This window comes from Salipiger pentaromativorans, from assembly GCF_024721115.1.
Taxonomy (GTDB): Bacteria; Pseudomonadota; Alphaproteobacteria; order Rhodobacterales; family Rhodobacteraceae; genus Salipiger; species Salipiger pentaromativorans.
In genome coordinates this window covers 156,242-177,356 of record NZ_JAMDHK010000004.1, presented here as the reverse complement: position 1 = coordinate 177,356, position 21,115 = coordinate 156,242, and the positions used below count along the sequence as shown (strand labels likewise).

24 protein-coding genes are annotated in these 21,115 nt (G+C 65.6%); 14 read left to right on the top strand and 10 right to left on the bottom strand.

Annotated elements, in window-relative coordinates; translation table 11 throughout:
* Positions 1–29: 29 nt before the first annotated feature.
* On the bottom strand, positions 30–317 hold the full coding sequence (locus M4578_RS09145) for a cupin domain-containing protein (RefSeq protein ID WP_258093141.1): 288 nt from the start codon (positions 315–317) through the stop codon (positions 30–32).
* Complete coding sequence (locus M4578_RS09140; protein WP_258093140.1) at positions 304–924, bottom strand: hypothetical protein; 621 nt, start codon at positions 922–924, stop codon at positions 304–306. Before M4578_RS09140 ends, M4578_RS09145 begins: the two co-directional genes overlap by 14 nt.
* A gap of 124 nt (positions 925–1,048) precedes the next feature.
* On the opposite strand from M4578_RS09140, the gene M4578_RS09135 reads away from it, so the two are divergent.
* Positions 1,049–2,140, top strand: a complete 1,092-nt coding sequence (locus tag M4578_RS09135; RefSeq protein ID WP_258093139.1) for a TFIIB-type zinc finger domain-containing protein — start codon at positions 1,049–1,051, stop codon at positions 2,138–2,140.
* 88 nt (positions 2,141–2,228) lie between these two features.
* Here M4578_RS09135 and M4578_RS09130 read toward each other — a convergent pair whose 3' ends face one another.
* Entirely contained in the window at positions 2,229–2,642 is a 414-nt protein-coding gene (locus tag M4578_RS09130) for an Hsp20/alpha crystallin family protein (RefSeq protein ID WP_258093138.1), read from the bottom strand.
* Positions 2,643–2,776: 134 nt separating this feature from the next.
* On the opposite strand from M4578_RS09130, the gene M4578_RS09125 reads away from it, so the two are divergent.
* Complete coding sequence (locus M4578_RS09125) at positions 2,777–3,676, top strand: carbohydrate kinase family protein (RefSeq protein WP_258093137.1); 900 nt, start codon at positions 2,777–2,779, stop codon at positions 3,674–3,676.
* The gene (gene dtd / locus M4578_RS09120) at positions 3,673–4,116 is read left to right on the top strand and encodes a D-aminoacyl-tRNA deacylase (protein ID WP_258093136.1); all 444 of its coding nucleotides are present in this window, start codon (positions 3,673–3,675) and stop codon (positions 4,114–4,116) included. Before M4578_RS09125 ends, dtd begins: the two co-directional genes overlap by 4 nt.
* A gap of 273 nt (positions 4,117–4,389) precedes the next feature.
* Here dtd and M4578_RS09115 read toward each other — a convergent pair whose 3' ends face one another.
* The 6 genes from M4578_RS09115 to M4578_RS09090 form a co-directional block, all read right to left on the bottom strand.
* On the bottom strand, positions 4,390–5,343 hold the full coding sequence (locus M4578_RS09115; RefSeq protein ID WP_258093135.1) for a 2-hydroxyacid dehydrogenase: 954 nt from the start codon (positions 5,341–5,343) through the stop codon (positions 4,390–4,392).
* The gene (locus M4578_RS09110; RefSeq protein WP_258093134.1) at positions 5,340–5,678 is read right to left on the bottom strand and encodes a tRNA-binding protein; all 339 of its coding nucleotides are present in this window, start codon (positions 5,676–5,678) and stop codon (positions 5,340–5,342) included. The genes M4578_RS09115 and M4578_RS09110 overlap by 4 nt, the downstream gene beginning before the upstream one ends.
* Positions 5,671–6,486: a pyrroline-5-carboxylate reductase gene (gene proC / locus M4578_RS09105; protein WP_258093133.1), complete on the bottom strand. Its 816-nt coding sequence runs from the start codon at positions 6,484–6,486 to the stop codon at positions 5,671–5,673. Before proC ends, M4578_RS09110 begins: the two co-directional genes overlap by 8 nt.
* A 202-nt stretch (positions 6,487–6,688) precedes the next feature.
* The gene (locus M4578_RS09100; protein WP_258093132.1) at positions 6,689–7,189 is read right to left on the bottom strand and encodes a type III secretion system chaperone family protein; all 501 of its coding nucleotides are present in this window, start codon (positions 7,187–7,189) and stop codon (positions 6,689–6,691) included.
* Between the two features lie 316 nt (positions 7,190–7,505).
* Positions 7,506–8,054 (bottom strand): DUF3859 domain-containing protein, encoded by a 549-nt coding sequence (locus tag M4578_RS09095; protein ID WP_258093131.1) that lies wholly within the window; start codon positions 8,052–8,054, stop codon positions 7,506–7,508.
* Between the two features lie 155 nt (positions 8,055–8,209).
* Entirely contained in the window at positions 8,210–9,808 is a 1,599-nt protein-coding gene (locus M4578_RS09090) for a phosphoenolpyruvate carboxykinase (protein ID WP_258093130.1), read from the bottom strand.
* A gap of 354 nt (positions 9,809–10,162) precedes the next feature.
* On the opposite strand from M4578_RS09090, the gene M4578_RS09085 reads away from it, so the two are divergent.
* Genes M4578_RS09085 through M4578_RS09055 form a run of 7 tightly spaced genes read left to right on the top strand, consistent with a single transcriptional unit; the run spans position 10,163 to position 15,599 of the window.
* Positions 10,163–10,864: a response regulator transcription factor gene (locus M4578_RS09085; RefSeq protein WP_258093129.1), complete on the top strand. Its 702-nt coding sequence runs from the start codon at positions 10,163–10,165 to the stop codon at positions 10,862–10,864.
* 3 nt (positions 10,865–10,867) lie between these two features.
* Entirely contained in the window at positions 10,868–12,598 is a 1,731-nt protein-coding gene (locus M4578_RS09080) for a sensor histidine kinase (protein WP_258093128.1), read from the top strand.
* A 4-nt stretch (positions 12,599–12,602) separates the two neighbouring features.
* Positions 12,603–13,031 carry an HPr kinase/phosphorylase gene (locus M4578_RS09075; RefSeq protein WP_258093127.1) on the top strand — a complete coding sequence of 143 codons (429 nt, stop codon included), beginning with the start codon at positions 12,603–12,605 and terminating at the stop codon, positions 13,029–13,031.
* Between the two features lie 6 nt (positions 13,032–13,037).
* Positions 13,038–13,964, top strand: a complete 927-nt coding sequence (gene rapZ / locus M4578_RS09070; protein ID WP_258093126.1) for an RNase adapter RapZ — start codon at positions 13,038–13,040, stop codon at positions 13,962–13,964.
* Complete coding sequence (locus M4578_RS09065; protein ID WP_258093125.1) at positions 13,961–14,359, top strand: PTS sugar transporter subunit IIA; 399 nt, start codon at positions 13,961–13,963, stop codon at positions 14,357–14,359. The genes rapZ and M4578_RS09065 overlap by 4 nt, the downstream gene beginning before the upstream one ends.
* Positions 14,360–14,391: 32 nt before the next feature.
* Positions 14,392–14,670, top strand: coding sequence for an HPr family phosphocarrier protein (locus M4578_RS09060; protein ID WP_258093124.1), 279 nt, complete (start codon positions 14,392–14,394; stop codon positions 14,668–14,670).
* 47 nt (positions 14,671–14,717) lie between these two features.
* Positions 14,718–15,599: a lysophospholipid acyltransferase family protein gene (locus M4578_RS09055; protein ID WP_258093123.1), complete on the top strand. Its 882-nt coding sequence runs from the start codon at positions 14,718–14,720 to the stop codon at positions 15,597–15,599.
* Positions 15,600–15,674: 75 nt separating this feature from the next.
* Here M4578_RS09055 and M4578_RS09050 read toward each other — a convergent pair whose 3' ends face one another.
* The gene (locus M4578_RS09050; protein ID WP_258093122.1) at positions 15,675–16,550 is read right to left on the bottom strand and encodes a 3-hydroxybutyryl-CoA dehydrogenase; all 876 of its coding nucleotides are present in this window, start codon (positions 16,548–16,550) and stop codon (positions 15,675–15,677) included.
* 157 nt (positions 16,551–16,707) lie between these two features.
* Here M4578_RS09050 and M4578_RS09045 point away from each other — a divergent pair, with 157 nt between their 5' ends.
* The 4 genes from M4578_RS09045 (at position 16,708) to M4578_RS09030 (ending at position 21,081) form a co-directional block, all read left to right on the top strand.
* Positions 16,708–17,535, top strand: a complete 828-nt coding sequence (locus M4578_RS09045) for a DUF6473 family protein (RefSeq protein ID WP_258093121.1) — start codon at positions 16,708–16,710, stop codon at positions 17,533–17,535.
* A 192-nt stretch (positions 17,536–17,727) separates the two neighbouring features.
* Entirely contained in the window at positions 17,728–19,119 is a 1,392-nt protein-coding gene (locus tag M4578_RS09040) for a bifunctional enoyl-CoA hydratase/phosphate acetyltransferase (RefSeq protein ID WP_258093120.1), read from the top strand.
* Between the two features lie 118 nt (positions 19,120–19,237).
* Positions 19,238–20,086: an arsenate reductase/protein-tyrosine-phosphatase family protein gene (locus M4578_RS09035; RefSeq protein WP_258093119.1), complete on the top strand. Its 849-nt coding sequence runs from the start codon at positions 19,238–19,240 to the stop codon at positions 20,084–20,086.
* Entirely contained in the window at positions 20,083–21,081 is a 999-nt protein-coding gene (locus tag M4578_RS09030; protein WP_258093118.1) for an ArsJ-associated glyceraldehyde-3-phosphate dehydrogenase, read from the top strand. The genes M4578_RS09035 and M4578_RS09030 overlap by 4 nt, the downstream gene beginning before the upstream one ends.
* Positions 21,082–21,115 lie beyond the last annotated feature (34 nt).

Below are 21,115 nucleotides of genomic sequence, written 5' to 3'. Positions count from 1 at the left end.
CGAGGGCGGGCAAGCCGCCCTTCGCATCCTCAGAGGATTTCCACCTCGACAAAGCTCATCGGCGCGTCGCCCGCGTTGATGACATTATGTTCGGTGCCCTTGTCGCGGCGATAGGCCTGGCCTGCCGGGGTGAACACCTCGCGGGTCTCGCCGCCCGGCAGTTCCAGCCGCATGGTCAGGTCGGTGACCGCGACGATCACGTAATCATGATCGTGCACATGCCAGCCGGTTTCCGCACCGGGGGCGAAATCGAACCGGGTCGTGCGGGTCTGCTCATCGGAAAGCAATGGGGTGGCGACAGCCTCAGTCTTGGCCATGGGGAGGGTCCTTTTCGGTTTGGAAAGACACGGGAACGGCTCGCGCGGGCAGCGCGCTCATAAGCATCGGCCCCAGACAGGCATCGGCCGGAAACGAAATGCCCTGCTCCCGCCGCGCGGGAAAGGGGCGCGCGGGCGCCACCTGCGACTCGACCACCAGGCGGCCGTTGAGGCAGAGATCCTGCGCCGCATTGCCGATGTTGAAGCCGAAACCGCCGGGGCCGCAGTCGGTGCCCGCCCCGTCCATGTTCCAGGCCTGCGGCATCAGACGGCCGGGACCGAAGACAGCGAATTCCGACGAACGCGGCAAAAAGGTCAGCACCCAGCTTGTCTCTTCGTTCAGCATCGACAGCGCCCATCGCCCGACCGGCGCTCCGTCGTGAAACCCCTCGATCACAAAACAGCTCAGATCGGCGGCCCGGATTTCCTCGCGCGCCAGAAGCTCCGCATCGAACCCCAGCGCGCCGCGCATGGAATACCCCCCCGAGCCCTGCCAGTCGAACCGGTAGCTCACGGTCTCGGCCAAAGCCGGAACCGCGCAAGCCGCCAGCCCCGTTGCCAGAATCGCCGCTCCTAGCCGCTGTTTCACATCCGCCTCGTCTTGCATATCGAACCGCCGCGGGCCGGGCCGCGGTGGCGCCACCCTAGACAGGGGCGCGGCAAAGGAAAACCGGGTTCCATCCCCCTTGCATCCGCCCTAGGGTCGCGCTGCCGGAACCAAGGGTGCAATCATGATCGAGGAACACCGCTTTCCCTGCGAACAATGCGGCGCCGATTACCGCTACGATCCCGCCAAGGGCCAACTGGTCTGTGACCATTGCGGCGATGTGAAAGAGATCGGCGACACCGGCCCATGGAAGGGCAGCATCCGCGAGCTGGATTTCCGCACCGCCATCGACAACCTCCTGCCCTTGCAGGAAATGGAAGAGCTGCGCGTCACCCAATGCCCCAATTGCGGCGCCGAGGTCGAGTTCGACCCCGACACCCACGCCACCGAATGCCCGTTCTGCGCCACCCCGGTGGTGACCGACACCGGCACCCACCGGCAGATCAAGCCGCGCGGCCTTCTGCCGTTCCAGCTTGACGAGGAGGCCGCCCGCAGCGCCATGACCGACTGGCTGGGCCGGCTCTGGTTCGCCCCGAACGGGCTTCAGAACTATGCCCGCAAGGGGCGGAAGATGCAGGGCATCTACGTGCCCTACTGGACCTTCGACGCCAACACTGCCTCGGACTACCGGGGCGAGCGGGGCACGGTCTATTACGAGACGCGGCAGGTCATGCGCGACGGCAAGATGCAGACCGTCCAGGTGGCCAAGATCCGCTGGCGCCCGGCCTCGGGCCGTGTGGCGCGGTTTTTCGACGATGTGCTGGTTCTCGCCTCGCATTCCCTGCCCAAGCGCTTCACCGACGCACTGGAGCCCTGGGATCTGACGCGGATGGAACCCTACCGGCCGGAGTTCCTCGCGGGGTTCCGGGCAGAAGGCTATCAGGTCGATCTCGACGAGGGCTATGGCCAGGCACGCGCGCTGATGGACCGGCAGATCGAACGCGACGTGAAATTCGACATCGGCGGCGACCGCCAGCGCATCCACCGCATCGACACCGCCGTGTCGAACGTGACCTTCAAGCACATCCTGCTGCCGGTCTGGATGGCGGCCTATAAATATCGCGGCAAGACCTACCGCTTCGTGGTGAACGGCACCACGGGCCGGGTGCAGGGCGAACGCCCCTGGTCGGCCTGGAAGATCGCCTTCGCCGTGGCACTCGGGCTGATCGCCGCCGCCATCGTCGGCTATGTCATGGCCCAGAATCAGGGCCTATGAATGAAGGGTGGACATTGCTGTCCACCCTTCCGCGATAACGCAGGCACAGGCTTCGGGGAAGGCGGGACGGGGATCACCGCCTTAGCGCCTATCCCTTCGTCACCGCGATCCTCTTGCCGCGGCCTTCCTCCGGCGCTCTTCGCGGGACGGTCACCTCAAGCACGCCGTCCTTCATATGCGCCTCGGCCTTGCCGGCATCGGCATCGCCCGGCAGCCGGAACGAGCGGCGGAACGCACCATACTCCCGTTCCGTAAAATACCACGTTTCTCCTTTGTCTTCACGGGTCGCGGTCTTCTCGCCCGTCACGGTGAGAACGCCGTCGTCCACCGTCAGCTCAAGCGCATCCTCGGGCACTCCGGGAAGTTCGACCGAGATCCGGTAGACCCTGTCATCCGAAGACGCATCCGAGGCCGGAGACAACCATTCCGACAGCTTGGTACTCAGCCCCCGAAGCGGCGCGTAAAGGTGCGGCCAGAGGCCGGTTTGGTTGGTTTCGACCATGACAACCACCTCCTTTCCTCACATTGCGGATTATCCCTCAGAGGCAGGGACCGCGCCATGATCCTGCGCAAATCCGGGCCTTGTGTCGGCGGATTTGTCAGGGCAGGTTGCGGCGCTAACAGAGGGAGGTTGCCATGATCCTGTGCTGTGGCGAGTCGCTGATCGACATGCTGCCCCGGACCACCACCGCCGGCGAGCCGGGCTTTGCCCCCGTCCCCGGCGGCGCGGTCTTCAACACCGCCATCGCGCTGGGGCGCCTGGGCGCGCCCGCGGGCTATTTCGGCGGGCTTTCCACCGATCTGTTCGGCACCGCGCTGACGGAGGCGCTCCGCGCCTCCCGGGTGGACGACAGGCTCTGCCCCAGGTCCCCGCGCCCCACCACGCTGGCCTTCGTCACGCTCACCGACGGGCAGGCGCAATACGCCTTCTACGACGAGAACACCGCCGGCCGGATGTTGGCCGCAACCGACCTCCCTGCCCTGTCCGACGAGATCGCCGCGCTGTTCTTCGGCGGCATCAGCCTGGTCGCCGAGCCCGCCGCCGATACCTATGCCAGCCTCTGCGCGCGGTCGGGCGACCGGCTGGTGATGATCGACCCGAATATCCGGCCCGGCTTCATCACCGACGAGGCCCGCTATCGCGCGCGGCTTGGGGCGATGCTGGCACGGGCCGACATCGTCAAGATCTCCGACGAGGACATGGCCTGGCTGGGCACCACCCCCGCCGCGCTATGCGCCGGAGGGGCGGCGCTGGTGCTGGAGACACGCGGGGCCGAGGGCATTCTGGCGGTCAGCGCGGCGGGCGAGATGCTGGTGCCCGCGCACAAGGCCGAGGTGGTCGATACGGTGGGCGCCGGCGATACCTTCAATGCCGGGCTGCTGGCCGGGCTCTGGCGGGAGAACCTGCTGGACCGGCAGGCGCTGCGCGCCGCCGGGCTCGAGGCGCTGCGCCCCTGCGTCGCGCTTGGCGCCCGGGCGGCGGCGGTGACGGTGAGCCGCGCCGGAGCCAATCCGCCTTGGGAGGACGAACTGTGAGGGCGCTCATCCAGCGCGTCTCGGAGGCGCGGGTGACGGTCGAGGGCGCGGTGCTGGGCGAGGTGGGCCCCGGTCTTCTGGTGCTGATCTGCGCCATGCGCGGAGACGGCCCGGCGCAGGCAGAGAAACTGGCGGCGAAGATTGCCAAGCTGCGCATCTTCCAGGATGCAGAGGGGCGCATGAACCGCTCGGTCCGCGATCTGGGCGGCGCAGCATTGGTGGTCAGCCAATTCACCCTGGCCGCCGACACGCGCAGCGGCAACCGCCCGGGCTTTTCCACCGCCGCGCCGCCCGAGATCGGCGAAGAGCTTTACGAGTATTTCGCCGCGCGGCTTCAGGCGGAGGGGGTTTCGGTGGCCACGGGCCGGTTCGGCGCCGACATGAAGGTCGCGCTAGTCAATGACGGGCCGGTCACGATCTGGATGGACAGCGAGGCGTAAGGCGTCTGCGGCGTGGTGGGCAGATTGCCCACCCTACGGTGACGAGAAGCATCGGGCGTCGTGCCATCGCCGGACCGTGGGATGGCGATGCAACGCAACGAACCCCTTATTTTTGCTTTATCTTGGCCAAATCCGAGGGAGCTCGCAACAAAGCGTAGACGTCACCAAATCGCTTGGCCATGTGTGAGAGGCGGTGTGAGAGGCGGCTTCGCCTTGTCCCACGCTGGGGCAACGCGCGGTAGGGTGGGCAATTTGCCCACCACGCCCCTCTCCTCACACCGGGTTCGGCACCGCCTCACCGGCAAAGAACGCCCGCAGGTTCTCCACCGCCATGCGCCCCATATCCTCACGCACCTCCAGCGCGGCGGTGCCCAGATGCGGCAGCAGCGTGACGTTGTCGAGCGCCCGCAGCGCCTCCGGCACCAGCGGTTCGTGCTCGTAGACATCAAGCCCCGCCCCGGCGAAAGCATGCGACTGCAGCGCCGCGATCAGCGCCGCCTCGTCCACGATGTCGCCCCGCGCGATATTGACCAGATGCGCATGCGGCCGCAGCGACGCCAGCACCCCGGCATCCACCATATGATAGGTCTCGGGACTCGCGGGCACCGCGACCACCAGCACATCCGCCGCCGCCGCCAGCGCTTCGGGCGAAGCAAGCCGCTCCGCCGGAAAGTCGAGTGTCTTTTCCGTGCGGCTGGCATAGGCGACGCTCATGCCAAAGCCGAAATGGCAGCGCCGCGCGATGGCCTGGCCGATCCGGCCCATGCCCAGAATGCCCACACGCTTGCCGCTCAGATGCAGCCCCAGCATCTGCACCGGATGCCAGCCCTGCCAGCGGCCCGAGCGCACCAGCCGTTCGCCCTCGCCCGCGCGGCGGCAGGTCATCAGCATCAGCGTCATGGCGAGGTCGGCGGTGGCGTCGGTGACGGCGCCGGGGGTGTTGGTCACCACCAGCCCGGCGGCACGCGCCGCAGCCACGTCGATATGGTTATAGCCGACGCCGAAATTGGCGAGGATGCGCGCGCGCGGCGCCCCGGCCTCGGCAAAGACATCGCCCCCGAAAGCATCTCCCAGCGTGACGAGCGCGCCATCGTAATCGCGCAGCGCGACCAGCATCTCCTCCCGGTCGAGCGGCTCGGGCCGGTCGCGATAGGTCACGTCGAAAAGGCCCCGGGCCGCCTCGACGACACGCGCGGGCAGGTTGCGGCCGATGAGAATGCGGGTCAATGCAGCCGCGCGCCCAAAGGCACGTCCTGGTCGGGGCCGGCGAGCACCACCGCGCCGCTTTCGTCGGAAAAGCCCAGCGTCAGACATTCCGACATGAAGGGCCCGATCTGACGCGGCGGGAAATTCACCACCGCCATCACCTGACGCCCGACAAGGCTCTCGGGATCGTAATGCACGGTGATCTGGGCCGAGGATTTCTTCTGACCGATCTCGGGGCCGAAGTCGATCCAGAGCTTGATCGCCGGCTTGCGCGCCTCGGGGAAAGGTTCGGCGCGGATCACGCGCCCCACCCGGATATCGACCGCGAGAAAGTCGTCATAGGTGATCTCAGCCATCGGCAAGCTCCTTCGACCGGCGGGTGGCCGCCGCCACCGCCGCCGCCATCAGCGGCGGCAGGCCCGCCGTCTCGTCCATCAGCACCTCGAGCCCGGCCTGCGTGGTGCCGTTGGGCGAGGTCACGTTGCGGCGAAGCTGCGCGGGGTCCTCATCGGCCTGCATCGCCAGCGCCCCGGCACCCGCGACCGTCGCCTTGGCCAGTTGCATCGCCAGTTCCGGTGCCAGCCCCTGCGCCTCTCCTGCCGCGGCGAGGCATTCGATCATGTGGAACACATAGGCCGGCCCCGATCCGCTGACCCCGGTCACCGCGTCCATCTGCGCCTCGCTCTCCAGCCGCACCACAGCGCCCACGGCGGAGAGCAGCTCTTCGGCCTGTGCCAACTGCATATCCGTGGCCCGCGCGTTCCCGACGATGGCGGTGATCCCCTGCCCCACCGCCGCCGGGGTGTTGGGCATGGCGCGGATGACCGGCGTGTCGGCGCCCAGCATCGTCTCGTAGGTCGCGATGCGGATGCCCGCCGCGACGGAGAGGAACAGCGTCGTGCCATTGCCGAGCGGCACCAGAGACGGCAGCGCCTCCGTCATCATCTGCGGCTTCACCGCCACCAGAACGATGGCGGGATCCTCGGGCAGTTCGTCGTTCAGATGCACGCCCCGGGCGCGCAGCCAGTCCGAGGGGTGCGGATCCATCACCCAGACCGATGTGGCGGGAAGCCCGCGTTTCAGCCAGCCCTCGAGCATGGCCGACCCCATCTTGCCGCATCCCAGAAGCACGAGGCCCCGGCGTGCAATATCACCATCCTGCATGATGTCTCTCTCCTAGCGTCGGCGCCAATCTGTCGTGGCAGGCTCCGGGATTCAAGCTGTGCCGTCAGGCGCGCGCCTCTCCGGCAGCACAAGGCCGCTGCCCAAGGGGCAACGGCCTGGAAATCCCGGGCTCTGCGAAACCCGCGCCGCCACGGCAGAGCCCGAAGATTTTTCGTCCGAAAAATCTTCGGGCGCCCGGTGGTCAGGCGCGGCCGTAAGCCTCGGCGATGGCGATCTTGATCGCTTCGGAGGCGGGCTTGCCCGCCCAGGCGATGAGCTGGAACGCCGGGTAGTAGCGCTCCGACGACAGCACCGCGGCCGAGATCATCGTGTCGATCTGCTCGGCGCTGGCGCTCTGCCCGCCCGCGAGCACCAGCCCATAGCGATAGACCATCAGCTTGGGCTCGGCCCAGTAGCTGAAGGATCCCGCCCAGCATTGATCGTTGACCGCGTTCAGCCCGGCATAAAGCTCGGGCAGCGCGTGCTCGGGCGGTTCCATCTCGAAAGTGCAGATCAGGCGCAAGGTCTCGTCGTAGGGGGACCAGGCCAGGGTGATCGAATAGGTGCGCCACTGGCCTTCCACCGCCATGGCGATCTGATCCTCGGCGATACGGTCGAAATCCCACTCATGGTGTTCGGCCAGCGTCTCGACGATATCGATGGGGTGAATCTCGTCGCTCAGAAACTCTTCGGACAGTGCCATGCGCCACCTCTTTGTGCTCGTAGCGCCGGGGAAATGGCTGCGCCCCAAGCGCTAGCTGACTGCTCTAGGGGCTGGGAGTTGTTCCCCTCCCCTTACCATATATCGTGCATGTGGGGGGCAGCTTCTGTAAAGCGAAATATTCGAGACCCACGCAATAAGTTGTGGATGACTTCCCGTAGCGCTCAAGATGGCGACTGTGGATATGTGGGTAACTTGCCACGCGGCGCTTTGCAGGGGAACGCGGGACTTGCCCTGACGCCGCGCCATCCGCAACCGGAAAACGCCCTGCGGCCCGGAACCGCCCGCCAACGCTTGATCAGGACAGGAAATCCTGCCCGAAACAGACCGACAATACCCCCGGCGCCGCCAGTTCCGGCACCACCTCGAAGCGCTGTTCCATCAGACGCTCGCCCTCGGCCTCCAGCGCCATGACCCACTCGCCGGGGACCATCTCGTAGGGGAATTCGAAGGTGAAGAGATTGAGGCTGCTGCGCCCCTCCGAGACCGCCGCGGTCCAGCTTTCGCGGGTGATGCCCTCGGGCCCCATGGGCGGATGGGTCACGATCACCCGCATGTCGCGCTCGCCCGTGCCGGGGCGCAGGGTGAACTTGATCCCGAAGCTGATGCCCGCCTTCGCCGGCACCACGCGGGTCGTCACATCCATATCGCGGGTCTGCTCGATCAGGTTGATTTCGCCCAGCAGCGTGTCGGGCGCAGGGCGCGCACCCTGCGCGGTGACCTGACAGATCACACCATGGTCGATCAGGATCATCGGATCGTGGGCATAGGACTCCGCGGCAACAGCCGGAGCCGGCGCCGCAAACGCGGCGAGGCAGGCAAGCACGGAACGGGACAGTGACAGCATGACGGTCTCCGGAAAGGCGGATCCTGCGACGGGATACTGCGCGAGCCCACAAAGGGAAAGAGCATTGCCCGGCAAGTTTGCGCGATCTCCCGCGCAACGCAAAACGCCCGCCGTTTCCGGCGGGCGCTGTATCTCTCATCCGTCGAGCGACGGGATCAGCCGATGGCGGCCGCTTTCACGTCGTCGTCGATATAGGGCACGTATTGCTCGAAATTGTCGGCGAACATCTTCACCAGCTTCGCCGCCTGAGCATCGAACGCCTCCTTGTCCGACCAGGTGCGGCGCGGGTCGAGCAGCAGCTCCGGCACGCCTTCGACCGACACCGGCACCTCGAAGCCGAAATTCGGATCCTTGCGGAACTCGACCTTGGCCAGCGAGCCGTTCAGCGCGGCATGCAGCAGCGCGCGGGTCGCCTTGATCGGCATGCGGTGGCCGGTGCCGTAGGCGCCGCCGGTCCAGCCGGTGTTGACCAGCCAGCAGGTCGCGCCGTGCTTGGCGATCTTGTCGCGCAGCAGGTTGCCATAGACCTCGGGGCGCAGCGGCATGAAGGGCGCGCCGAAGCAGGTCGAGAAGGTCGGCTGCGGTTCGGTGATGCCACGCTCGGTGCCCGCCACTTTCGAGGTGAAGCCCGACAGGAAGTGATACATCGCCTGCGCCGGGGTGAGCCGCGCGATCGGCGGCAGCACGCCGAAGGCGTCGCAGGTCAGCATGATGATGTTCTTCGGATGCCCCCCCAGCGCGGTCGGCGACGCGTTGGAGATATACTCCAGCGGGTAGGCGCAGCGCATGTTGGCAGTCAGGCTGTCATCGTCGAAATCGAGCTCGAATGTCTCGGGATCGAAGACCATGTTCTCGATCACGGTGCCGAATTTCGAGGTCGTGGCGTAGATTTCCGGCTCGGCCTCGGCGCTCAGGTTGATGGTCTTGGCATAGCAGCCGCCTTCGAAGTTGAAGGTGCCGCGATCCGACCAGCCATGCTCGTCATCGCCGATCAGCACGCGCTCGGGGTCGGCCGAGAGCGTGGTCTTGCCGGTGCCCGACAGGCCGAAGAACACGGCGGTGTCCACCGGATTGTTCGGCGCGTGGTTGGCCGAGCAGTGCATCGCCATGATGCCCTTGAGCGGCAGCAGGTAGTTCAGCAGCGTGAACACCGATTTCTTGTTCTCGCCGGCATATTCGGTGTTGCCGATCAGGATCATCTTCTTGTCGAAGTTCATCGCGATGACCGTATCGGTGCGGCAGTCGTGCTTTTCCGGATCGGCCTTGAAACTGGGGCAATTGATGACGGTAAAATCGGCAATGAAATCGTCCAGCGCGTCGCGCTCGGGGCGGCGCAGCATGTGGCGGATAAAGAGACCGTGCCAGGCCAGCTCGGTCACCATGCGGACCTTGATGGAATAGGCCGGGTCGGCACCCCCGGTCAGGTCCTCGACGAAATAGTCGCGGCCCTTCATGTGTTCGATCATGTCTTCATAGAGGCGGTCGAAGCCCTCGGGCGACATCTCGCGGTTGTTTTCCCACCAGATCTTGTCCGCGACGGAGTCGGTCTTGACCACGTGCTTGTCCTGCGGCGAACGGCCGGTGAACTTGCCGGTGGAGACGTAAAAGGCGCCGCCCTTGCCCAGCGTGCCTTCGCCGCGTTTCAGGGCGGCCTCGATCAGCGCCGGCTCCATAAGATTGTAATAGACATTGCCCAGCCCCTCGATCCCCTGATCCTCCAGCCGGAATTGCGGGTTCACCCGTCCAAATGTCATCTGCCAAGCTCCTGTAGCCGCGCAAAACGCGGCGGTCGTAATCAGAACGAAAAAGAGATCCGTTCACCGGAGGCGCCCGCCGCCGGCACCGGAGCCTTTAGCACGACGCATTACGTCAAGAACAGGACGCATCCGCTCAGTTAGCGCAACCAGCTCTGGTTTAGCGTTAGCACCCGCGAAACCCCGCCGACCGGCCCGGCAGCGACTGAGGCATTTTAGCCATTCCTTACCACATTTCCTCTGCAATGAGGGCGGGACGCTTGCCTGATTCGCAGTTTGGGATTGTTGTAAAGCCCAAATTCCCGCATAGTGCGGCAAAAAACAGGCAGTTGAGCAGTACAAGGAAACAGGCCCATGTCGAAAATCGCCTTGGTGGACGATGACAGGAATATCCTGACATCTGTGTCGATGACTCTCGAGGCAGAGGGGTTTGAGGTCGAAACCTACAACGACGGGCAGTCCGCGCTGGACGCGTTCAACAAGAAGATGCCCGACATGGCCGTCTTCGACATCAAGATGCCGCGCATGGACGGCATGGATCTGCTGCAGCGGGTGCGGCAGAAATCCAAGATGCCGGTGATCTTCCTCACCTCCAAGGATGACGAGATCGACGAGGTACTCGGCCTGCGCATGGGCGCCGACGACTACGTGAAAAAGCCGTTTTCTCAAAGACTTCTGGTCGAGCGCATCCGCGCGCTTCTGCGCCGCCAGGAGGCGGTCGCCGGCGATGTGGTGGGCGACACCGAGGAAACCAAGCTGATGACCCGCGGCTCGCTGAGCATGGATCCGCTGCGCCACGCGGTGACCTGGAAGGGCAAGGATGTCTCTCTGACCGTCACCGAATTCCTGCTGCTGCAGGCACTGGCGCAGCGTCCGGGCTTCGTGAAATCGCGCGACCAGCTCATGGATGTCGCCTATGACGATCAGGTCTATGTGGACGACCGCACGATCGACAGCCATATCAAGCGCCTGCGCAAGAAGATGCGTACGGTGGATTCCGATTTCTCGGCCATCGAAACCCTGTACGGGATCGGGTATCGTTACAACGAAGAGTAAGCGATGGCCCTGGCCGAAAGGATCTCGATGCGCGACGACCAGTCGGGCGAACGGCAGGATGCCGATGTTGTTCTGGGGGACGATTGGGTCGCCCCCGACAGCACGGTTGAGAAAGAGCTGCGCGACAGCCGCGCGCGGCGCAGCCTGTTTTCGCTCAATCGTTCGCCGCTGACCCGCAAGATCATCACGTTCAACCTGATCGCGTTGAATGTGCTGGTCGCGGGCATCCTGTGGCTCAATTCCTCACGCGATACGCTGGTGCTACAGCGCAGCAATGCGCTCATCTCCGAGGTCGAGCTGATCGCGGACGTGTTCGAGGCGCAACTGCCCGCGACGCCGGCGGCGGTGCTGGGCAACACGCCCGGGGTCGATCTGGCCGCCACGCTCGACGGGCTCGATCTGCGCCAGGGCGTCGAGGTGCTGGTGTTCGACGCCGGCAATTTCCTTGTGGGCGAAACCACCGGCACGCTGCCCCTGCCCCAGCCCGTCGATCCGCGTGGCGAAGATCACCCGACGCTGATCTCGGATTTCCTCGATACGGTCTGGCGCGGGGTCGCCGGGCTGTTCTCTTATTTCGAAAGCGCGCCCGAGCTCGATCTCGAAGACCGGCTGCGCCGCGCCATCGAGGCCGGCGACCCCACCGCCACGCGCGTGACCTCGGGCAGTGGCAGCAGCGGCGAGACGCTGTTCACCGCGCTGTCGCCGATCCGCCAGGGCGACGCGATCATCGGCACCGTGGCCATGGTCTCGACCGCCGCCGGGATCGACGCCGCCGTCAGCGCCGAGCGCGAGCGCGTGCTACAGATGTTCGTCATCGCCACGCTGGTCTCCATCGGCCTCAGCCTGGTGCTGGCCTCGACCATCGCCAACCCGATTTCCGACCTCGCCGACGCCGCCGAGATCGGACGCGACCGCAACGACCGCAGCAAGGGCGCGTCGCGCCGCATCCGCATTCCCGACCTGACCGCCCGCCCCGACGAGATCGGGCGCCTTTCCGGCGCGCTGCGCGGCATGGTCTCGGCGCTCTACGACCGCATCGACAGCAACGAACAATTCGCCGCCGACGTGGCGCATGAGATCAAGAACCCGCTGGCCAGCCTGCGTTCGGCCATCGGCTCGCTGCGTATCGTCAAGAAGGAAGAGCATCGCGACAAGCTGCTCAACGTGATCGAACACGATGTGCGCCGGCTCGACCGTCTTGTGAGCGACATCTCCAACGCCTCGCGGCTCGATTCCGAGCTGGTCAAGGAAGAGGAGCAGGAGTTCAACCTGCTCGAAATGCTTGGAAATATCACTCAGTTTCTGGGCGAGGACGCGCGCAAGAAAGGGGTCGAGTTCATCACCGACCTGCCCGCCAAGCCGATCATGATCAACGGGCTGGAACCGCGTCTGGCGCAGGTCTTCGTGAACCTCATCACCAACGCCATCAGCTTCTGCGAGGATGGCGACGCGATCCGCGTCTGGGCGCGGCGCCGCGACAACCGCGTGCTGGTCGTGGTCGAGGATACCGGCCCGGGCATCCCCGAAGAGGCGCTGCAAAAGATCTTCAAGCGCTTCTATTCGCAGCGCCCCGAGAACGATTTCGGCAACAACTCCGGCCTTGGCCTGGCGATCTCGAAGCAGATCGTCGAGGCGCATGGCGGCGTGATCTGGGCCGAAAACATCCGCCCGACCGAAGCCGACGTGACCTCGGAACCGCTGGGCGCGCGCTTTGTCGTGGGCCTGCCGATCTGATCCCGTGACCTGGGACAGCCCGTCTCCGCTGCACGCCACCGCCGTGGCCGTTGCGGGCAACGGGCTGCTCATCCGCGGCGCCTCGGGCAGCGGCAAGTCGGGGCTGGCGCTGGAAATGATGGCGCGCGGCGCGGCGCTGGTCGCCGACGACCGCGTGATCGTCTCCGCCCGCGACGGCGCGCTGTGGCTGTCGGCTCCGGATCCGCTGCGCGGGCTGATCGAGGCGCGCGGGCTGGGGCTGCTCTCGGCCGAGCCATCGGGGCCCGTCCGGCTGGCCGCCATTCTCGATCTCGACCATGCCGAGACGGAGCGCTTGCCGCAACGCCGCGAAATCATGCTGCAAGGGCAAAGAATCCCCTTGCTTCACAAAGCCGCGCATCCCTATTTTCCAGCAGCCCTCGTGCAATATCTGAAGGGGGGCAGGAGGAATTGAGCTGCCATGCAGGATCAGCCGACGGGAAGCCAGCGCGTCGTTCTGGTAACCGGGCCTTCGGGCGCCGGGCGCTCGACCGCGATCAATGTGCTGGAGGATTTCGGCTATGAGGCGATCGACAACATCCCCCTCAGCCTGATCCCGCGCCTGCTGCTGGAGGGCGGCACGCTGAGCCGCCCGGTGGCGCTGGGGATCGACATACGCAACCGCGATTTCTCGGTGCAACGCCTGCTCGACCTGCACCGCCGGCTCGGCGCCGAGCCGGCCATCGAGGCGCAGCTCTTCTATCTCGACTGCCACCCGGCGGTGCTCGCCCGGCGCTATTCCGAAACCCGCCGCCGCCATCCGATGGCGCCCGACGAAAGCTATACCCAAGGCATCGCCCGCGAGCTGGAGCTGTTGCAGGACGTGCGGGTCGCCGCCGACATCCTGGTCGATACCAGCGAGCTGTCGCCGCATGATCTGCGCGCGCAGATGGAAGGCTGGTTCACCGACGAGACCGGCCAGCGCCTGGCGATCTCGCTGCACAGCTTTTCCTACAAGCGCGGTCTGCCGCAGGGGCTCGACTGGGTGTTCGACTGCCGCTTTCTGGACAACCCCCATTGGGAACCCGGGCTGCGCACGCTGACCGGGCTCGACACGGAGGTGACCGCCTATATCGCGCGGGATTCCCGCTTTGCGCCCTTTGTCGCAAAGATGACGGATCTGGCGCTCTTCGTGCTGCCGGCCTGCAAGGAAGAGGGCAAGGCGCATCTTTCGTTCGGTTTCGGCTGTACCGGCGGGCAACACCGCTCCGTTGCCGTGACGGAAACCGTCGCCAGCGCCCTTGCAGAGCGCGGCTGGCAAGTGTCAACTAGACACCGCGAGCTGGAGCGGCGCGGACTTGCGGCCCGGAGCGGGCAAAGCGAAGCTAGCGGAGGAAGGCAGGGGTGATCGGCATCGTGATCGTGGCCCATGGCGGACTGGCGCGGGAATATCTCGCGGCGGTGGAACATGTCGTGGGCGCGCAGCCCGGGGTCGTCGCTGTCTCGATCGAAGCCGATCATGACCGCAGCAAGAAGCAGGCCGAGATCTGCATCGCGGCCGACAATGTGGATACCGGCGACGGCGTGGTGGTGGTAACCGATCTCTATGGCGGGTCGCCCTCGAACCTGTCGCTGATGGCCTGCCAGCCCGACAACCGGCGCATTCTCTATGGCATGAACCTGCCGATGCTGATCAAACTGGCGAAAAGCCGGCAGATGGCGGTGCCGGATGCGGTAAAGGGCGCTCTGGAAGCCGGACGGAAATATATTGACAGCGTCAACGTCAAGCCCGATCCCGTCTAGCGCAAGAGCTGCCCCAAGGGAAAACCGAGTCCATGACCGAAACCGTGCATCGCGTGCTGAAGATCGTGAACGAAAAGGGCCTTCATGCCCGCGCCTCCGCCAAGCTGGTCGAGGTGGTGGAAGGATTCGACGCGCGCGCCGAGGTCTCGAAGGACGGGCTGAGCGCCGGGGGCGACAGCATCATGGGGCTTTTGATGTTGGCAGCGTCCAAAGGAACCTCTATTGAGGTCGAAACCTCAGGGCCGGACGCGCAGGCGTTGGCCGATGCCGTGGAAGCATTGGTCGCCAACCGCTTCGGAGAAGAGAACTGAGCCCCGGACGACGGTCCGGGCGCAAGGAAACGGGATAGAGCGGGCGCATGGTTGAGAGCTATCAGGCCACGGCCGGACAGGGAAAGGTGGCACGCCCCCAGCCCGCCCCCTATGACAAGCGCAAGCTGAGCTATGCCAATACCTTTACCAATCCGTGGAAGGCCAACACCATCCGCGCGATGGAATGGGCGACGGGAAAGATCCCGCTGATCCGGCTGGTGCGCCGCTTCGAACGCTCGGGCGTGACCGAGGGACAGGGGTTCTGGCCGCAGGCGCTGGGGCATATGGGCATCGAGCTCCAGACTCCCGAGGAGCAGATCCGCCGCATTCCCGAAAAGGGCCCGCTGATCGTGGTGGCGAACCACCCGCACGGTCTGGTGGACGGCATGATCCTGGCCGAGCTGATCGGACGGGTGCGCACCGATTACAAGATCCTCACCCGCTCGCTGCTGACCGGCGTGAAGGAGATCGAGCAGTTCATGATCCCGGTGCCCTTCCCGCATGAGGAAAGCGCCCGCGAACAGAGCCTGGAAATGCGTGCCAGCGCCATGGACCACCTCAAGAAAGGCGGCGTGATCGCGCTCTTTCCCTCGGGAGTGGTGGCGGCCTCGCGCACGCTCTTCGGCCCGGCGGTCGAGGCGATCTGGAACCCGTTCACCGCGAAGATGATCCAGCGCTCGGGCGCGACGGTGGTGCCGATCTATTTCCCCGGCCAGAACAGCCGCGCCTATCAGATCGCCAACAAGCTGTCGCCGACGATGCGCCAGGGGCTGCTGATTCACGAGGTCATGCATGCCTGCGGACGTCCGCAACGCCCGGTGGTGGGCGAGCCCATCACCCCAGAAGCGGTGAAAGCCTGGACGGGAAAGCAGCGGGAATTCGTGGCCTGGCTGCGCGAAGCCACGCTCAGCCTGCGCCAACAGGCTTGACCCACCCCTGAAAATTCTGCGAATTTTCCGAAGCCCAAGATTTTTCGGACGAATAATCTTGGGCTGCCTGCACGCTCAGCGCGTCGGCACAGGCTCTTCGCCGCGATAGTCGTAGAAGCCGCGCTTGGTCTTGCGGCCCAGCCAGCCGGCCTCGACATATTTGGTCAGCAGCGGACAGGGACGGTATTTGGTATCGGCCAGCCCGTCATGCAGCACGTTCATGATCGCGAGACAGGTGTCGAGCCCGATGAAATCCGCCAGCTCCAACGGCCCCATCGGGTGGTTGGCCCCCAGCTTCATCGCCATGTCGATCGAACGCACGTTGCCTACGCCTTCGTAAAGCGTGTAGACCGCCTCGTTGATCATCGGCACCAGGATGCGGTTCACGATGAAGGCGGGGAAATCCTCGGCGCTGGCAGCGGTCTTGCCAAGGTTCTCGACCACGCGGAGGCAGGTCTCGTAAGTGTCCTGATCGGTGGCGATGCCGCGGATCAGCTCGACGAGCTGCATCACCGGCACGGGGTTCATGAAATGGAAGCCGAGGAACCGCTCGGGCCGGTCGGTGCGCGAGGCCAGCCGGGTGATCGAGATCGACGAGGTGTTCGAGGTGAGGATCGTATGCGGCAGAAGATGCGGCGCGAGGCTGTCGAAGATCTTCTGCTTGACGGTTTCCTGTTCGGTCGCCGCCTCGATCACCAGATCGGTCTGGCCGATCTCCGCGATGTCCAGCGTCGTCTGGATCCGGGCCAGCGCGGCGTCGCGTGCCTCTTGCGAGACCTTGTCGCGGCTGACCTGACGGTCGAGGTTCCGGGCGATGAGCCCCACCGCCGAATCAAGCGCGTCCTGGCTGACATCCGACAGCCGCACCTCGTAGCCGGCCAGCGCCATCACATGGGCGATGCCATTGCCCATCTGCCCCGCGCCCACAACACCGATCTTGTTGATTTCCATCGCCCGCATCCCTGATTTTCCACCCCAACCATAGCCACGCGCCGCGACCCGCCGCAAGGCGCACAGAGGGGATTTGTCGGGCTTTTTCGCATTAGCGAAATGGCAAGATCTTTGCCGGACTCTGCCTCGCGGGTGAGATCGACCGAAGGTGGGAGCCATGACCTATGCTGTCACGGCGCAGGGTGCGCTGGACTATTATCCGTGCCGGTACGGCCGGTCGCGCGTGCTGTTCCGGGGGCCCAGACGGCCCCTCGATGCGCCTTATATCGGCTTTCTCGGCGGCACGGAAACCTATGGCCGCTTCGTGGAAACCCCCTTTCCCGCGCTGATCGAGGCCGCGCTTCAGCATCCCTGCATCAATTTCGGGGCGGTGAATGCCGGGCTCGACCTCTATCTGCACGATCCTGCGGTGCTGCATGTGGCCGAACGGGCCGAGATCTGCGTGCTCCAGATCATGGGGGCGCAAAACATGTCGAACCGCTATTACAGCGTGCATCCGCGCCGCAACGACCGGTTCCTGCGCGCCTCGGACCGGCTTCAGGCGCTTTACCCCGAGGTCGATTTCACCGAGTTCCATTTCAACCGCCACCTGCTGAGCCGGCTGAGCGCGCTGTCGGACGACCGCTTCACCGAGATCGCCGAGGAACTGCGCCAGGCCTGGATGGCCCGGATGAAACATCTGCTCACCATGCTGCGCGGGCGTGTGCTGCTGCTGTGGTTCGCCGACCATCCGCCCTCGGAAAAGCCGGTCGCCGGGCTCGAGGGCGATCCGCTCTTCATCGACCGCACGATGATCGAGGCGCTGCGCCCCCGCGCCGCCGGGATCGTCGAGGCGCCACTCACCGAAGCCGCACGCGCACGCGGTGCCCCGGGGCTGGTCTTTGCCGATTTCGAGGCCGCTGCCGCAGCCGAACTCATGGGCCCGGCGGCGCATGAGGAAGTCGCAGACGCGCTTGTTCCAAAGCTGCGCGACCTGCTGACCTGACCCCGCTCTGCCCGGTTTTTCACCGGTCGCAACGGAAGACTGCGGCGAAGAGCGGCTTATGCCGCGGTGCGGCGAGCGGACGCAGCCCCGGGTCATGGATTACATACGTTTGCCGCGTATAGCTGATCGCGACAGCCCAAACCGTTCGGTCGCCCGCGCGGTGTGCCGGGGCGCCGACAGCCGGAGATCTTAATGCATATCGAAAACCGCACCTTCGACGAACTCAAGGAAGGCGACAGCGCCGAGCTGCGCCGCCTGGTGACCGCCGACGACCTGCTCGCCTATGCCAATGTCTCGGGCAACCACAACCCGCTGCATATCTACGATCAGGATGGCGACGGCGACGGCCGCCCCGAAGCCATGGCGCCGGGCTCTTTCGTCGCGGCGCTGGTGGGCGCGGTTCTGGGCAATGTGCTGCCCGGCGCCGGCACGCTCTACCGCGCACAAAGCTGGGTGTTTCACGCCCGCGTCTTCGCCGATGACGAGATCGTCATGCGGGTGACCGTGACCGGCAAGAACGAGAAGGAAAGCACCGTCACGCTTGCCACCGAGGTGCGCCGCATTGCCGACGACGCGCTGGTGCTGTCCGGCGTGGCCGAGGTGCTCGCCCCGCGCCGCAAGGTCGAATACAACAGCCAGGACCTGCCCGGCCTCATCGTGCAGCGCCACCGCCATTTCGAAAAGCTGCTGAAAAAGGCCGAACCCCTCGCCGCGCTGAAGACCGCCGTCGTCTGTCCGGAAGAGCCCAACTCGCTGGGCGGCGCGCTCATGGCGCGGACCCACACGCTGATCGACCCGATCCTGATCGGCTCTACCGCCAAGATCGCCGAGGTCGCGAACGCCATGGGCGTATCGCTGGACGGCATCGAGATCATCGAGGAACCGCTGCACCGCAACGCCGCCCGCAAGGCGGTGGAGCTGGTGCACGCAGGTCAGGCACAGGCGATCATGAAGGGGCATCTTCACACCGACCTGCTGCTGCGACCGATCCTCGACAAGCAGACCGGCCTGCGCATGGGCCGCCGCTTCACCCATATCTTCGTCATGGACGTGCCGGGCTATCCCCATCCGCTGCTGGTCAGCGACGCGGCGATCAACATCGCCCCCGATCTCAAGACCAAGGTGGACATCACCCAGAACGCCATCGACCTGGCGATCTCGCTGGGGATGGAGCAGCCCAAGGTCGGCGTGCTCTCGGCCACGGAGACGGTGAACCCCGACATCCCCTCCTCGATCGACGCGGCGCTGCTGTCCAAGATGGCCGACCGGGGCCAGATCACCGGCGGGCTGGTCGACGGGCCGCTGGCGATGGACAATGCCGTCGACATCGCCGCCGCACGCACCAAGGGCATCACCTCGGCGGTGGCGGGCCGGGCCGACATCCTCGTGGTGCCCAACCTCGACGCGGGCAATATGCTGGCGAAGCAGCTCACCTATATCTCCCATGCCGAGGCTGCGGGCGTGGTGATGGGTGCGCGGGTGCCGATCATCCTCAACAGCCGGGCCGACGACGATATGAGCCGCCTCGCCTCCTGCGCGGTGGCGGCCCTGCATCACGCGCGGATGAGCGGCATCACCGTCTAAACCTCTTCCGGCCATCCGGCAGAGAACCGCGCCTCGCGGGCGGTGGGCAGGATTGCCCACCCTACCCCCTGTTCGGGCGGGATTGCGCTCCGCCAAATAATTCAATAATTCATGAATCATGGAAATGATTCGATTCGACCAGCTCAGCACCCTGAGCCACCCGCAGCGGATGGACCTCTTCCGCCTGCTCCTGCGCCGCTATCCCGATGCGGTGCCGGCGGGCGAGATTGGCACGGCGCTGGGGCTGAAGCCCAGCACCGCCTCGGTCTATCTGGCCGCGCTGCGCGAGGCGGGGCTGATCACCCAGACCCGCGAGGGGCGCTCGCTGCTCTATCGCGCAGATGTGGCGGCGGTACAGGGGCTGATGGGGTTCCTGTTCAACGATTGCTGCCGGGGGCGGCCCGATCTTTGCCCGCCCGAGGCGCATAACCCGATGCAAGGAGACCCGGAGATGACGACCCGCAAATACAACGTGCTGTTCATCTGCACCGGCAATTCCGCCCGCTCGATCATCGCCGAAACGCTGCTCCGCGCGCTCGCCGGTGACAGGTTTGAGGCCTATTCGGCGGGCACCCGGCCCTATTCCGAGTTGAACCCGATCGCAGTCGAGATGCTGCGGGACAAGGGGCTCGACACGACCCCGCTGCGCGCCAAGCATATCTCGGAGTTCTGGGCCGAAGACGCCCCGCGCATGGATTTCGTCTTTACCGTCTGCGACCGTGCCGCGAACGAGGATTGCCCGGCCTGGGCCGGCCAGCCGATCAGCGCCCATTGGGGCCTGCCCGACCCGGTGAAGGCGACGGGCACCCAGGCGCAAAAGCGCCTCGCCTTCCAGCAGGTCTACGGCATGCTGAAACACCGGCTCGCGGGGTTCACCGCGCTGCCGCTCGACACGCTCGACCGGATCTCGCTTCAGGCCGCCGTCGACCGGATCGGACAAACCGACATTGAGGATCACACCGCATGACCACCTACGCACTGAACGGGCTTGGCCGCATGGGCAAGCTGGCGCTGCGCCCGCTGCTGGAAAAAGGCGCCCGGATCGCCTGGATCAACGACGCGGTGGGCGATGCGGCGATGCACGCGCATCTGCTGGAATTCGACACGGTGCACGGGCGCTGGCCCGCGACCTTCTCGCATGATGCGGACAGCGTGACCATCGACGGCACCCGCCTGCCCGTGCGCTGCGAAAAGCGCATCGAGGACCTGCCGCTCGACGGGGTGGATGTGGTGATCGACTGCACCGGGGTCTTCAAGACCGAGGCGAAACTCGCCCCCTATTTCGCCGCCGGGGTGAAAAAGGTCGTGGTCTCCGCCCCGGTCAAGGACGGCCCGACCGCGAATATCGTCTATGGGGTCAACAACCACGCCTATGATCCCGCGACACATGACATCGTCACGGCGGCCAGCTGCACCACCAACTGTCTCGCTCCGGTGGTCAAGGTCGTGCACGAAAACCTCGGCATCAAACACGGCATGATCACCACGATCCATGACGTGACCAACACCCAGACCATCGTGGACAAACCCGCCAAGGACCTGCGCCGCGCCCGCTCGGCGCTGAACTCGCTGATCCCCACCACCACCGGCAGCGCCACCGCGATCACGCTGATCTACCCCGAACTGACGGGCAAGCTGAACGGCCATGCGGTGCGGGTGCCGCTGCTCAACGCCTCGCTGACCGACTGCGTCTTCGAGCTCGACCGACCCACCACCGCCGAGGAGGTCAACGCCCTTTTCAAAGCTGCCGCCGACGGCCCGCTCAAAGGCATCCTCGGCTACGAGGAACGTCCGCTGGTCAGCTGCGACTACGTCAACGATCCCAGATCGAGCATCGTGGACGCGCCCTCGACCATGGTCACCAACGGCACCCAGCTCAAACTCTATGCCTGGTACGACAACGAATGGGGCTACGCCAACCGGCTTTCCGATGTGGCGCTGATGGTCGGCGCCTCGCTCTGACACAGCCCTTTCATCTTTCTGCAAAATACTCACA